The sequence below is a fragment of the Micromonospora sediminimaris genome, assembly GCF_016863575.1.
Classification (GTDB): Bacteria; Actinomycetota; Actinomycetes; order Mycobacteriales; family Micromonosporaceae; genus Micromonospora; species Micromonospora sediminimaris.
Genome location: NZ_BOPD01000015.1, coordinates 132,174 through 145,477, shown reverse-complemented (window position 1 = coordinate 145,477; position 13,304 = coordinate 132,174). Strand labels below are relative to the sequence as shown.

Here is a 13,304-nt window from a genome sequence, read left to right as displayed (position 1 = left end):
TCCTGGCGGGCCTACGGCCCTCATGAACGTTCGGCGACACGATGTTGGCTGGGCGACATCGTTGGGTGATGGACAACAGTGTGTGTCACACAGTATGGTGTGACGCATGGTCAGCGATGACGTCCTACGGACCCATCTACAGGAGCTACGTCGAGGCACCGTGGTGGTGGCCAGTCTGGTCGCGCTCCGTCGACCCGACTACGGCTACGCGTTGCTGCAACGACTCACCGGGCACGGCTTCCCGGTCGACGCGAACACTCTCTATCCCCTACTGCGGCGGCTGGAGGAGCAGGGGCTCCTGACCAGCGAGTGGAACACCGAGGAGAGCCGGCCCCGCAAGTTCTACCGCACCAGCGACTCCGGCGAGCAGGTGCTGCGGCGCCTGCTCGCCGACCTCGCCGCCGTACAGACCTCCCTCACCACCCTGATCGAAGGAGCCCCCCGATGACCTCCCTGACCGACCGATACCTGGACGCCACCCTGCGCTCGGTGCCGACCGGGCGGCGCGAGGAGATCGCCACCGAACTGCGCGCCTCCATCGGCGACATGGTCGACGGCCGGATCGCCGACGGGATCGACGCCGCCACCGCGGAACGTGACGTCCTAACCGAGCTGGGCAACCCCGCGCAACTGGCCGCCCGATACACCGACCGGCGGCTTCAACTCATCGGCCCCGAGTACTACCTGGCCTGGCAACGGCTGCTGATCGTGCTGCTCAGCACCATTCCCGCCATCGTCGGGGTGCTGATGGGCTTACTCGAGGCCACCGTCGCCGACAACGCGGCGGGCGCGATCGGCGAGGGCATCGTCGCGGCGTTCACCGTCGCCGTGCAGATCGCCTTCTGGGTGACCCTTGTCTTCGCGGTGCTGGAACGCCTCGGCACCCCGCTGAACCTGCCCGAGTGGAGCGTCGACCAACTGCCCGAGCACCCCACCGAACGGGGCGTAACGCTCACCGACGTGTGTGCCTCGATCGTGTTCCTGTGCCTGTTCATCGCCTTCCTGCCGTGGCAGCACTTCCAGTCCGTGGTGGGTCCCGACGGCGAGCGCCTGCCGATCCTCGATCCGGCGCTGTGGACGTTCTGGCTGCCGCTGCTGCTCGTCGTCCTGCTCGCCAGCGTCGCACTGGAGATCGCCAAGTACCGCGCCCGCCGCTGGACCTGGTCGCTTGTTGGCGGCAACGCCGTGCTGAACCTGGCGTTCGCGGTGCCGGCGATCTGGCTACTGCTCGACGACCGGCTGCTCAACCCGGAGTTCGTCGACCGCTTCGCCTGGCTGCGCGACGGCGGCCTCGACACGGTTGCCCGCATCAGCGTCGTGGCGATCGTGGTGATCATCCTCTGGGACATCGCCGAGAGCGTGGTCAAGGCGCGTCGATCCGCACGGTGAGCAGGAGCGGGCCTGGACCAACGAACGTACGATGATCAGCGGAAGAACCGATCCCACCGAGGGAGCAGCCGTGGAACTGATCATCGGACTGGTGTGCCTGGTGTTGATCGTCGTGGCGGTGCTCGGCTTCGGCGTGTCGATCTACAACGGGCTGGTCCGGGCCCGCAACGCGTACCGCAACGCCTTCGCCCAGATCGACGTGCAGCTCGTCCGGCGGCACGACCTGATCCCCAACCTGGTCGAGACCGCCAAGGGCTACCTCAAGCACGAGCGGGAGACCCTCGAAGCGGTGATCAACGCCCGCAACGCCGCCGTCAACGCACAGGCCACCGCCGCCGCAGCCCCCGGCGACCCGGCCGCGATGCAGCAGCTCAGCGGGGCGGAGAACGCACTCACCGCCACCCTGGGTCGGCTGTTCGCGCTCTCCGAGGCGTACCCGGACCTCAAGGCCAACCAGAACATGATGCAACTGTCGGAGGAACTGACCTCGACGGAGAACCGGGTGGCCTTCGCCCGGCAGGCGTACAACGACGCCGTGATGGCCTACAACAACAAGCGCGAGGTGTTCCCGTCCAGCGTGGTGGCGGGGATGTTCTCGTTCGGCCCGGCGGAGCTGTTCCAGCCGGACGACCCGCAGCAGCGCCAGGCGCCGCAGGTCTCGTTCTGATCGGGTTCCGATGAATTTCTTCGAACGACAGCGCCAGGTGCGTCGGCTGTCGACCCGGCTGGTGCTGCTGTTCGTGCTGGCTGTGTTCGGGATCGTGGTGGTGGTGAACATCGCGGCGTTGTTCGCCTTCAACGCCACCGCCGCCGATCCCGCCCAGCTCGCCGGGTTCATCGCCATGGTCACCGTCGCCACCCTCGCCGCGATCGGGCTGGCCGCCCTGGTCCGTACGCTCGCGTTGCGCGGCGGCGGCGGGAAGGTGGCCCGCGAGCTGGGTGGGGTGCCGGTACCGGCGAACACCACCGATCCGGAGCTGCGCCGGTTGCGCAACGTCGTGGAGGAGATGGCGCTGGCCTCCGGGGTACCCGTCCCCGAGGTCTACGTACTGCCGGAGGAGACGGCGATCAACGCCTTCGCCGCCGGGTGGACCCCGTCCGACGCGGCCGTCGCCGTCACCCGGGGCGCCTTGCAGCGACTCAACCGCGACGAACTCCAGGGGGTGATCGCCCACGAGTTCAGTCACGTCGTCAACGGCGACATGCGGCTCAACATCCGGCTGATGGGCCTGCTGTTCGGCATCCTCTTCCTGACCGTAATTGGCCGTGGGCTGGCCCGCGCCGGGGTCATCGGCGGCGGCCGGTCACGCGGCAACAACAGCGGCGGCAGCGCCGCCCCACTGGCGCTGGTGGGCCTGGCCCTGCTGGTGGCCGGCTACGTCGGCGTGCTCGCCGGGCGGCTCATCCAGGCGTCGGTCTCCCGGCAGCGGGAGTACCTCGCCGACGCCTCGGCCGTGCAGTACACCCGCCAGACCCAGGGCATCGCCGGGGCGCTGAAGAAGATCGGGGGTCTCAGCGCCGGGTCCGAGCTGAAGTCGCCGAAGCGCGACGAGGTGGGGCACATGCTCTTCGGCGAGGCCGCCCGGACGTCCTGGTTCGCCACCCATCCCCCGCTGGCCGACCGGATCAAGGCACTGGAGCCGTCGTTCGACCCGGCCCAGCTGCGACAGTTGTCGCGGCAGTGGGCGGCGGCGCCCCCGTCGGGCCGCCAGGAGGACATCGCCATGGGACTGGCGCCGGGGCGGACGCCGCCGGCTCGGCCCGGGCCGGCGGAACCCGGCGAGCGGGTACCCGTCGCACCGGAGGAGGTGTTGGGCCGGGTGGCCGCGCCGACCGACAGCGCCTACGCCCACGCCGCGGCGATCCTCGACCGGATCCCGGATCCGCTGCTCGACCGGGCCCGCGATCGACAGGCGGCCGTACCGCTGCTGCTCGGTCTGCTGCTCAGCGCCGAGCCGGCGGTCCAGCAGCACCAGTACGCCGCAGTGGCCCAGCGGCACGGCCAGGAACTGGCCGACGCCGCCCGGCGGGCGGCGGACGACCTGGTCGAGTTCCCCGCCGAGCTGCGGTTGCCGCTGGCCGAGCTGGCCTTCCCGGCGCTGCGCGAGCGTCCGGACGCCGAGCTGGAGTCACTGCTGGCGGCCGTGTTCACGTTGATCCAGGCGGACGGCGCGATCAACGTGACCGAGTACTGTCTCTCCCGGCTGCTGCTGGCCGAGTTGGAGGAGTCGCTGCGGCCGGACTCCCGCTGGCGTACCGACCGGCGCAAACTCATCGACGCGCGGTCGGCGGCGGCCACCCTGCTGGCCATTCTCGCGCAGGTCGGGCACCCGGACCGCCCCGAAGCGGAACGGGCCTTCCAGGCCGGAGTCGGCACGCTGCTGCCCGGCGCGAACCTGCCGTACGCGCCGCCGGAGAACGGCGTGCTCGCCCTGGAGACCGCGTGGCCGGTGCTCGACGGGTTGCGACCGGCCGACAAGGAACGGCTGGTGGCGGCCATTGTCGCGGTGATCAGCCACGACGGGACGATGACCGTACCCGAGATCGAGTTGCTGCGAACGATCTGCGGTCTGCTGCACTGCCCGCTGCCACCGATGGTCGGCCCCGTCACTGGTTGACCCGCCCCGCTCGATCTTCTCGGCAACCAACACAGAGCGTGGTTTTCACTGTGCGTGACAAAAAACGGAACCTACCCCTACTCCACTGCACACGCTTTGCTCTGCTTCAACCCACGCACTAGCGCTTGAGCAGGCAGGCTGCGTCCGCCCTCGGCCCCACATGCCACACCCGCTGATACTTTCCGTGAGTGTTGCGCCGGTTGAAGCAGAGCAAAGGGAGCGCGGGGTAGATGATTGAGGGAGGCCGGGCAGCACTGTCCGTGAGGTCGCGGTACGGCGGCGGGGACGGCCTGCGGTGAGCGGACCGGCCACCCGGGCTCACCCGACACGACGGGCGGGCGGCGAGGGGATGGCATGCTGCCCAGGGTGAGCACCGAGACCGCTGACGAGTGGCGGCAGCCTGCCGAGTCCACCGACGCGTGGCGGCGGGCCGAGAGCAGTGACGAGTGGCGACGGCCGGGGCCGACGCCGGAGCAGCGACGGCTGGACCTGTTCGCCGGTCTGGCGGCGACGGCCCTCGCCCTGCTCAGCCTGACGTTGGCCCGCAGCACCGGGGCATTCTTGCTGGGCCCACCGCCGTCCGGTGTCGAGCAGCTCTTCTGGACCGTCGCGGTGCCGCTGCCGTTGATCTGGCGCCGCCGCTTCCCCGTCGCCGCCACGCTGGCCGTGTCGGCCGCGTTCATCGGTTCGCAGGTGCGCGCCGTCCCCGAGTGGCAGCTCTCCACCTGGGCGCTGTTCATCGCCATCTACACGCTGGGTGCCTGGGGCCGGGACCGCCGGTTGTCCCGCCGACTACGGATCGGCGTGATCGTTGCGATGTTCACCTGGATGGGGATCGCCCTGTCGATCAACTACCGCACGCTCACCACGGAGGACTTTGCCGACGCGGTCGGCCCGGTCCCCCCGGTGCTCGCCGCGATCGTCACAGGTGTCCTGGTCAACGCGCTGTACTTCGGGTTCGCGTACTTCTTCGGCGAGACCGCCTGGGTGGCCGCCCGCCGTGAGCACCAGCTGGCCGAGCAGGCAGAACGGCTACGCCGGTCACAGGCCGAGGTACGCGAGCACGCGGTGGTCGGCGAGCGGGTCAGGATCGCCCGTGAGCTGCACGACGTGGTCGCCCACCACGTGTCGGTGATGGGGGTGCAGGCAGCGGCCTGTCGCCGGGTCTTCGACAAGGATCCGGCGAAGGCCCGCACCGCTCTCGTCTCCATCGAGGAGACCGCCCGGCAAGCGGTCGACGAGTTGCGCCGGATGCTCGGCGTGCTGCGGGCCCGCGACGGCGACGCGGAGAACACCCGGCAGCCGGCCGGAATCGACCGGATAGCCGCCCTGGTGGACCGGGCCGGCGAGGCCGGGCTACGCGCCACCCTTGGGGTGTACGGCGATCCACAGCCGTTGCCGGAATCGGTCTCCCAGGCCGCGTACCGGGTGGTGCAGGAGGCCGTGACGAACGTGTTGAAGCACGCCACCGGGGCGAGTCTGCTCGACGTCCGGATCCGTTATCTGGCGCAGGAGATGGAGGTTGAGGTGAGCGACGACGGCCGGGCCAGCCGCTCGGCGAACGCCGACGGGCTGGGACTGATCGGGATGCGGGAACGGGTCGCGACCCACGGCGGCGAACTGGAGGTGGGTCCGCGTACCGGCGGTGGTTGGCGGGTGCGGGTCCGCTTCCCGCTACCGGCGGGGAGTCCGGCGTGAATCCGATCCGAGTGCTTCTCGCCGACGACCACCATCTGGTGCGTACCGGCTTCCGGGTCATTCTGGAGATCGAGGACGACATCGAGGTGGTCGGCGAGGCCGCCGACGGGGAGCGGGCAGTCGGCATGACCCGGGCGCTGCGTCCGGACGTGGTGCTGATGGACGTGGAGATGCCCGGCGTGGACGGGTTGGAAGCCACCCGGCGGATCAGCGCCGGCGACGACGAGCCGGGCGGGCCGGCCGTGCTGATGCTGACCACGTTCGACCGCGACGACTACCTGTTCGCCGCGCTACGCGCCGGGGCCAGTGGCTTCCTGCTCAAGAACGGCACACCGGAGGCCCTTGTCGACGCGATCCGGGTGGTGGCCCGCGGGGACGGCCTGCTCGCGCCGGAACTCACCCGGCGGGTGATCGCCACCTTCGCCCGCCCGGGCAGCCAGCCCGGTGACGACGTGGCATCGGAGGCGGCGCTGGACAGCCTGACACCCCGGGAACGCGAGGTCCTGGTGCTCGTCGCCGGGGGCGCCAGCAACGCCGAGATCGCCGCCAGCCTGCACCTGGGCGAGGCGACGGTGAAGTCACACGTCAGCCGGGTGCTGGCCAAGCTGGGTCTGCGCGACCGGGTGCAGGCGGTGGTCTTCGCGTACGAGCACGGGGTGGTCCGGCCCGGCGGGTGAGCGACCTCCGCCGCGAGGGGGAGTCATGATCTCCGTCCGCGGGCGGACGGCGGCCAGCCTCCGACGACCTACCGTTACGCCATGACCAGCGTGCTCCGCCTCGACGGCGTCGACCGCAGCTTCGGCGGTCGCCAGGTACTCAAGGACGTCTCCTTCGACGTCGTCGCCGGCCGGATGACCGGCTTCGTCGGCGGCAACGGCGCCGGCAAGACCACCACCATGCGGATCATCCTCGGGGTGCTCGCCGCGGACGCCGGCCAGGTGACGTGGCAGGGTGAACCGCTGAGCCGGGACGCTCGGCGACGCTTCGGGTACATGCCCGAGGAGCGCGGCCTGTACCCGAAGATGAGCGTCCGTGAGCAGGTCACCTACCTGGGTCAGCTGCACGGGTTGACCGCCGACGCCGCTCGGCGCGCCACCGACGGGCTGCTGGAGCGGGTCGGACTCGCCGAGCGGGGGAACGACCTGCTGGAGACGCTGTCCCTGGGCAACCAGCAGCGCGCGCAGATCGCCGCCGCGCTGGTGCACGACCCCGAGGTGCTGGTCCTCGACGAGCCCTTCTCCGGCCTCGATCCGCTGGCCGTCGACACGGTTGTCGGCGTGCTGCGGGAGCGGGCGGCGGCCGGGGCTCCGGTGCTCTTCTCCAGCCACCAGCTCGACGTGGTCGAACGGCTCTGCGACGACCTGGTGATCATCTCGGACGGCTCGATCCGCGCCGCCGGCAGCCGGGAGCAGCTGCGCTCGGCGTACACCACGCCCCGTTTTGAGCTGGTGGTGGAGACCGACGCCGGCTGGCTGCGCGACCAGCCCGGGGTGAGCCTGGTGGACCTCGACGGTGCGCGCGCCGTGTTCGACCTGGCCGTCGGCACCGACGAACAGCCCGTGCTGCGCGCCGCGCTGGAGCGCGGCCCGGTCCGCGCGTTCCGCCCGGTCACCCCCTCCCTCGCCGAGATCTTCCGAGAGGTCGCCAAGTGAACGCCATGCAGGCCACCCGCCTCGTCGCCGCCCGGGAGATCCGGGTCAAACTGCGCGACCGTACCTTCCTGATCAGCACTGCCGTCTTCCTGCTGATCGCGGCGGCGGCGACGATCCTGCCGCCGCTGCTGTCCGGCGGGCCGTCGACGGTGGCCGTGACCGAAGCGGCGGCCGGCCCGTTGCGGGCGGCGGGGCTGGAGGTGCTCGCCGTACCCGACGACGCCGCCGCCGAGCAGGCGGTCCGCGACGGCGACGCGGACGCCGCGGTGGTCGCCGGCCCGGCCGTGCTCGCCATGGACGACGCCCCCAACGACGTGGTCTCCGCGTTGAGCACCGAGCCGCCGGTCCGGCTGCTGAACCCGGACGCGGTGGACCCGGTGGTGGCCTTCCTGGTGCCGTTCGCCTTCGCCTTCATCTTCTTCATCACCTCCCAGACGTTCGGGGTGCAGATCGCGCAGAGCATCATCGAGGAGAAGCAGACCCGGATCGTGGAGATCCTCGTCGCCGCGGTGCCGGTCCGCGCCCTGCTGGCTGGGAAGATGCTCGCCGGTACGATCCTGGCGCTCGGGCAGATCGGCCTGGTGGCCGTGGTCGCGGTGGCCGGCATGGCGTTCGGCGACAGCGGCGGGCTGCTCTCGCTGCTCGGGCCGGCGATCGGCTGGTTCGTGCCGTTCTTCCTGCTCGGCTTCGTGCTGATCGCGTCGATGTGGGCGGCGGCCGGTGCGCTTGTCAACCGGCTGGAGGACATCGGTGGCGTGTCGATGCCGGTACAGCTCGCGGTGATGCTGCCGTTCTTCGCGGTGATCTTCCTCAACGACAACGTCACCGCCATGCGGGTGCTGTCCTACCTGCCATTCTCCTCGCCGACGGCGATGCCGCTGCGGCTGTTCACCGGGGACGCCGCCGGCTGGGAACTTGTCGTTTCGCTGGCCCTGCTCCTGGTCGCGGCGGCCGGTTTCCTGCTCGCCGGAGCCCGGGTGTACGAGGGTTCGCTGCTGCGCACCAACGGCCGCACCTCGATCCGCACCGCCTGGCGCGAGCGCGAAACCCTGGGCTGAGGTCGCCGCCTCAGCGCGACGCTCAGGCAGCAGTTTCCCCGAAGTTGCCGCCTGAGCACCGCGCGATGCAGCAGTATCCCCGAACTTGCTGCCGCAGAGCCGCGCGATGCGGCAGTTTCCCTGAAGTTGCCACCGGCGGGTGCAGACGGTCAGCGGTGGGGTGGGATGGCTGCCCAGTTGGCGGGGAGGTGGGGGACGGGCCAGGCGGGGTCGGGTCGCCAGGTCGACCAGGACTCGTCCCACCAGCGCTCACCGGCGTCGAGCAGGGCGGCGATCCGGTCACCCTCGGCGCGGATCGCCTCGCCCTGGCCCGGGTAGCGCCCCTCCACCAACCGCTGGGCGAACATCTCCACATCCTTGAAGACGTACCGGTCGGCGTCCGCCGCCCACCACAGGTCAAGTTCGTGGTCGAGGGTGTCCACCCCGATCGGCGTACGCCGAAACGGATCCTGGAGGTTGAAGTACCAGCCGGCGAGGGTGCGCTCCGGGCCGGACCAGAACACGTCGACCGAGTGCGCCTCGCCGGGCCGTTGCAGCATCAGCTTGCCGTGGCCGGTCCAGGCGGTGTGCCCGGCGAGCTGCCACGGGTGCCGGCCACACGGGAACTCACCAGACTCGGGGAAACCGAACTCGGCACCGGTCGGCAGGTAGAGCGCGAGCAGGCCGGGTGAATCCTCGACGCAGATCGTCGGGCAGCCGAACCACACCTCACCGAGCAGGATCTCCCGCCGCACCACCACGTCACCCGGTGCGAAGCGTTCGGTCACCGGCTCGGGTGTCGGGGTCACTCCCCCGCCAGTTCCGGCCGATGCTCCCGGATCCACGCCTGCACATCTGCCTTCCGCCACACCTTACCCTGCATAAGATCCGCTACCGGCTCGGGGAAGTTCCGATGACTGGTGATCACATAGACGCGCTGCTTGCTGATGCCACCGAGCATGATCCGGATCTCATGCGCGCCCACCAGCTCCATAAGGCGGACGGTAGACAGTTGCCCCGGCTCCTTGACTCGGGTCAACCCCATGGGTCACCGTATGGGGTATGTCCCAACCCCATCTCTCGCGCGGCAGCCAGCCGCTGAGTCGGTTGCATCGGGTGCACCGGCACCTGCCTCGGCGGCCCGATTGGTGCTGCGCGGCGTGTACCGCCGCCTGGCCGTGCCCGACCGCACGGATGCTGCTACGTCACGAGTACGGCCCGGACCGGGTCGGCCTCTCGATCTACCTGGCCGGTCAGTTGTTCGACGCCACCGGGGATCTGCTGTGGCTGGCCGGAGGTCGGCCGCCGACGCCTGCTGAGTTGTTCGACCGCTTCCTGGGCTGGGCCGCCCCACGGCTCAGCGGGACGACGCGCCCGCGAGTGTCACACGCCGACGGTAGAAATCCAGCACCCCTGGACACGAGGAGCACGATCATGGACGTACGGGATGCCGCCCGACTGTGGGCGGACGCCTGGACGCAGGGCTGGCCCGCCCGGGACGTGGCGAGGATCGTAGACCGGCAGGCGGAGGACGGCGACCACTGGGCGTCGATGTTCCGCCCGTACCGGGGCCGGGCCGGGCTACGCGCCTACGTCGAGGAGTGTTTCGGCGAGGAGACCCGGCCGGCGGAGGTCTGGTTCGGCGAACCACGGGTCGACGGCGACACGGCCGCCATCGAGTACTGGGCGGTCACCTACCCGTACGACGAGCCGGTCACCATCTCCGGCTGCACTGTGGTCCGCTTCGACGCCGACGGCCTGGTCACCGAGTCCCGCGACTACTCCCACAGCACCGAGGGCAGATTTCTCCCACCGACCTCGCTCTTCCCCTGACAGTGCGGGACGGGCAGGGCAGGGCTCGCAATCTTGGACAAATTCCGTTACGCGCTAGCAGAAACTGTCCAAGATTGCGGTTACCGCGACCGCGCCAGCCGGCCTGCCCGGTGGGGTCAGCGCCTTCGACTCGTAGTCGGGGTCAGCCGACAGCGGCCATGACCTCGTCGGAGACGTCGAAGTTGGCGTAGACGTTCTGCACGTCGTCGCAGTCCTCCAGGACGTCGATCAGCTTGAAGACCTTGCGCGCGCCCTCCTCGTCCAGCGGCACGTTGACGCTGGGGATCAGGGAGGATTCGGCCGACTCGTACTCGATGCCGGCGTCCTGCAACGCGGTCCGCACGGCGAGCAGGTCACCCGGCTCGGAGACCACCTCGAACGCCTCGTCGAGGTCGTTGACCTCCTCGGCGCCGGCGTCGAGGACGGCCATCATCACGTCGTCCTCGGTGGTGCCGGCCTTGGGCACGATCACCACGCCCTTGCGGGAGAACATGTACGACACGGAGCCGGCGTCGGCGAACGAGCCGCCGTTGCGGGTCAGCGCGGTGCGTACCTCGGTGGCGGCGCGGTTGCGGTTGTCGGTCAGGCACTCGATCAGCAGCGCGACACCGTTCGGGCCGTACCCCTCGTACATGATCGTCTGGTAGTCGGCGCCGCCGGCCTCCAGGCCGGAGCCGCGCTTGACGGCCCGGTCGATGTTGTCGTTGGGGACCGAGTTCTTCTTGGCCTTCTGGATCGCGTCGTAGAGCGTCGGGTTACCGGCCGGATCACCGCCACCGGTACGCGCCGCGACCTCCACGTTCTTGATCAGCTTGGCGAACATCTTGCCGCGCTTGGCGTCGATGACCGCCTTCTTGTGCTTGGTCGTCGCCCACTTTGAGTGGCCGGACATCTGTTACCTCCGTTGCTACCCGCCGTCTGCATCGACCGCACCGAGCGCCCCGCTCCGCACCGGCGCACACGGTGGTGCCGGTCAGCTCTGGTGGAAGCAGTGGCGGCCAGATGGCCCTGCCGAATCTCGACAATCCTACCGACGTGCGGCGGGTGGTCGTCACCCGCCGCACGTCAGCCGTCGGCCCGCTCTCCCCCGGTCGACACAAAGCGGACGAAGTCACCCACCCATGCCGTACGACCCCAGGACTGTGAAACCGGCGGTGCTCCGCTGCTCGCACCGCTCCTCCAGTCCGGCCCGGAAACGGCCGAAGGATTCCAGCGACGGAAGCGGTTGGGGTAGTTCCGGGCCCATGACGACGTCGACGAAGCTGAGCCCGTCGTCGAGCCGCAGGGTCAGATAGCGGAATCCGGGCGCATCCAGCCGGGCCAGGTCGCGGTGCACCGCGTCGAGCAGGGTCAGATGCTCGTCGAGGCGGTCCGGGCGGACGCGATACGTGATCAGAAGCGTCTCCATGGCCAGCTCACCGGCCACCAGCCGGGACCGCGTCCCGACCCGCAGCCCGGACCGCAGCGAGGAGTTCGGTGAGCATTGCCGTGATCATCGCCGCCCTGTCTTCGCCGGGCGAGATCCGACCGTCGGCGGTCGGGTCCGACCGATCCGCACCGGTCCAGTCGAAGTCCGTGAACAGCCCCAACTCGACATGGGCCGGTAGGACCTCCATGCCCACCTCGGCGAGAATCGGTCGCAGGTGCTCGGCCGCCCGCCCGCCCCCGCGTACGCCGTAGGTGAGCACACCGGCCGGCTTGCCGCGCCACTCGGCGTCGAGATAGTCGATGGCGTTCTTGAGGACCGCCGGGACCGAGCTGTTGTACTCCGGGGTGACGAAGACGTACGCGTCGTACGCCGCCACCACCGTCGACCAGCGGCGGGTGTGATCGTGACGGTAGTCGCCGAACCTCGCCGGCACCGGTTCGTCGAGCATCGGCAGCCGCTGCTCGGCGAGATCGACAAGTTCGACGGTCACCTCACCCGCTCGCGCCGCCGGATGCCGGGCCGTCGTCTCGGCCACCCATCCCGCCACCGCCGGGCCACGTCGCCCCGGGCGACTGCTGCCGACGACCAGGCCCACCTTGATCGGTCCGTGCTGTCGTGTTCTGTTCATGAGCCGATCCCACCGCCGTCAGAAGCACTCGGGGAGACCGGCGGGAGGGTAGCCCTGGCGGGGACATGCTCCCGGGCCACGGGCGCGGCAGACTGGACGCGTGATGGACGGCGAGTTGGGCGCGTTCCTCCGCAGCCGACGGGAGGCGCTACGGCCCGAGCAGGTGGGGCTACCCACCAACGGCCGGCGGCGTACGCCCGGCCTGCGGCGTGCGGAGTTGGCCACGTTGGCCCAGGTCAGCGTGGAATACCTGACCCGGCTCGAACAGGGCCGGGACACCCGCCCGTCACCGGGCATCCTCGCCGCCCTGGCCGAGGCGCTACGCCTCGACGACGCCGACCGGCGGCACCTTCAGCAACTCGCGTCGGTCGACCACCGCCGGCAACTGTGCGCGGGTGGGCGGCCGACCGTGTCGCGTACCGTCCGCCCACAGGTCCGGACGCTGCTGGAGGCGCTACGGGACCGGCCGGCGTACCTGATCAACCGAATCGGCGACGTGCTGGCCTGGAACGGGCCGTTCGACAGGTTGGCCCGGCCGCTGGGCCTGCTCGATGACGAGCGGCCCAACCTCGTATGGTTCGTTTTCGCCGACGAACGCGCCCCGGAGCACTTTCCCGACTGGGCCGACCTCGCCGACCAGCAGGTCGCCGACCTGCACCGGCTGCGCGGAGGCGACCCCGCCGCCGACGCGTTCGCCCAACGGCTCGACCGTACCGTCGGGGAACCGTTCCAGTCCCGGTGGCAGCGCCGACCGGTCGCCGTGCAGCCGAGCGGGGTGCGCTGGCTGCGGCATCCGGAGGTGGGGCCACTGCGGCTGTCGTACGAGACCCTAGAGCTCGCCGACGACCAGCAGCGACTGGTGGTGCAGCAGCCCACCGACGCGGAGAGCACCGCGGCGCTGGACCGCCTCCTGGGCCGCCGCCCCGGCAGCCTCCGCTCCGTCGCCGGCTGAGGGCTGAGACACAACCACCGCCCCACCACCGCCCCTCACCGCCGTCGCCGACCCTCACCGCGAAGATC

The 13,304-nt window shown here is 70.4% G+C and carries 15 protein-coding genes; 10 read left to right on the top strand and 5 right to left on the bottom strand.

The features are described from left to right. The first annotated feature begins 106 nt into the window (after positions 1-106). The 8 genes from Vse01_RS13715 to Vse01_RS13680 all read left to right on the top strand — a co-directional run bounded on the left by Vse01_RS13715 (position 107) and on the right by Vse01_RS13680 (position 8,415). On the top strand, positions 107-448 hold the full coding sequence (locus Vse01_RS13715) for a PadR family transcriptional regulator (RefSeq protein WP_093404491.1): 342 nt from the start codon (positions 107-109) through the stop codon (positions 446-448). Continuing rightward, on the top strand, positions 445-1,389 hold the full coding sequence (locus Vse01_RS13710; protein ID WP_093404493.1) for a permease prefix domain 1-containing protein: 945 nt from the start codon (positions 445-447) through the stop codon (positions 1,387-1,389). Before Vse01_RS13715 ends, Vse01_RS13710 begins: the two co-directional genes overlap by 4 nt. 31 nt (positions 1,390-1,420) lie before the next feature. Continuing rightward, a complete protein-coding gene (locus Vse01_RS13705; protein WP_170863429.1) occupies positions 1,421-2,056 on the top strand; it encodes a LemA family protein in 636 nt (211 codons plus the stop codon). Between the two features lie 10 nt (positions 2,057-2,066). Continuing rightward, positions 2,067-4,007 carry a M48 family metallopeptidase gene (locus Vse01_RS13700; protein WP_093404496.1) on the top strand — a complete coding sequence of 647 codons (1,941 nt, stop codon included), beginning with the start codon at positions 2,067-2,069 and terminating at the stop codon, positions 4,005-4,007. Between the two features lie 483 nt (positions 4,008-4,490). Further along, complete coding sequence (locus Vse01_RS13695) at positions 4,491-5,705, top strand: sensor histidine kinase (protein WP_232511253.1); 1,215 nt, start codon at positions 4,491-4,493, stop codon at positions 5,703-5,705. Next, positions 5,702-6,382, top strand: coding sequence for a response regulator (locus Vse01_RS13690; protein ID WP_093404501.1), 681 nt, complete (start codon positions 5,702-5,704; stop codon positions 6,380-6,382). Before Vse01_RS13695 ends, Vse01_RS13690 begins: the two co-directional genes overlap by 4 nt. Before the next feature lie 81 nt (positions 6,383-6,463). After that, complete coding sequence (locus Vse01_RS13685) at positions 6,464-7,357, top strand: ABC transporter ATP-binding protein (RefSeq protein WP_093404504.1); 894 nt, start codon at positions 6,464-6,466, stop codon at positions 7,355-7,357. Further along, positions 7,354-8,415 (top strand): ABC transporter permease, encoded by a 1,062-nt coding sequence (locus Vse01_RS13680; protein WP_093404506.1) that lies wholly within the window; start codon positions 7,354-7,356, stop codon positions 8,413-8,415. The genes Vse01_RS13685 and Vse01_RS13680 overlap by 4 nt, the downstream gene beginning before the upstream one ends. 149 nt (positions 8,416-8,564) lie before the next feature. Here the strand turns inward: Vse01_RS13680 and Vse01_RS13675 are convergent, their stop codons facing one another. After that, on the bottom strand, positions 8,565-9,182 hold the full coding sequence (locus Vse01_RS13675) for a ribonuclease FAU-1 family protein (RefSeq protein WP_232511243.1): 618 nt from the start codon (positions 9,180-9,182) through the stop codon (positions 8,565-8,567). A 17-nt stretch (positions 9,183-9,199) separates the two neighbouring features. Beyond that, positions 9,200-9,388, bottom strand: coding sequence for a protein-tyrosine phosphatase family protein (locus tag Vse01_RS13670; RefSeq protein ID WP_093404826.1), 189 nt, complete (start codon positions 9,386-9,388; stop codon positions 9,200-9,202). Between the two features lie 200 nt (positions 9,389-9,588). On the opposite strand from Vse01_RS13670, the gene Vse01_RS29790 reads away from it, so the two are divergent. Beyond that, positions 9,589-10,227: a nuclear transport factor 2 family protein gene (locus Vse01_RS29790; RefSeq protein WP_373870671.1), complete on the top strand. Its 639-nt coding sequence runs from the start codon at positions 9,589-9,591 to the stop codon at positions 10,225-10,227. A gap of 142 nt (positions 10,228-10,369) precedes the next feature. Here Vse01_RS29790 and Vse01_RS13660 read toward each other — a convergent pair whose 3' ends face one another. The 3 genes from Vse01_RS13660 to Vse01_RS13650 form a co-directional block, all read right to left on the bottom strand. Beyond that, entirely contained in the window at positions 10,370-11,119 is a 750-nt protein-coding gene (locus Vse01_RS13660; protein WP_093404509.1) for a YebC/PmpR family DNA-binding transcriptional regulator, read from the bottom strand. Positions 11,120-11,338: 219 nt separating this feature from the next. After that, complete coding sequence (locus tag Vse01_RS13655) at positions 11,339-11,635, bottom strand: hypothetical protein (protein ID WP_139233142.1); 297 nt, start codon at positions 11,633-11,635, stop codon at positions 11,339-11,341. 7 nt (positions 11,636-11,642) lie between these two features. Further along, the gene (locus Vse01_RS13650) at positions 11,643-12,284 is read right to left on the bottom strand and encodes an NADPH-dependent FMN reductase (protein WP_093404514.1); all 642 of its coding nucleotides are present in this window, start codon (positions 12,282-12,284) and stop codon (positions 11,643-11,645) included. A gap of 103 nt (positions 12,285-12,387) precedes the next feature. Between Vse01_RS13650 and Vse01_RS13645 the strand changes: the two genes are divergently transcribed. Further along, positions 12,388-13,236: a helix-turn-helix transcriptional regulator gene (locus Vse01_RS13645; RefSeq protein ID WP_232511254.1), complete on the top strand. Its 849-nt coding sequence runs from the start codon at positions 12,388-12,390 to the stop codon at positions 13,234-13,236. Positions 13,237-13,304 lie beyond the last annotated feature (68 nt).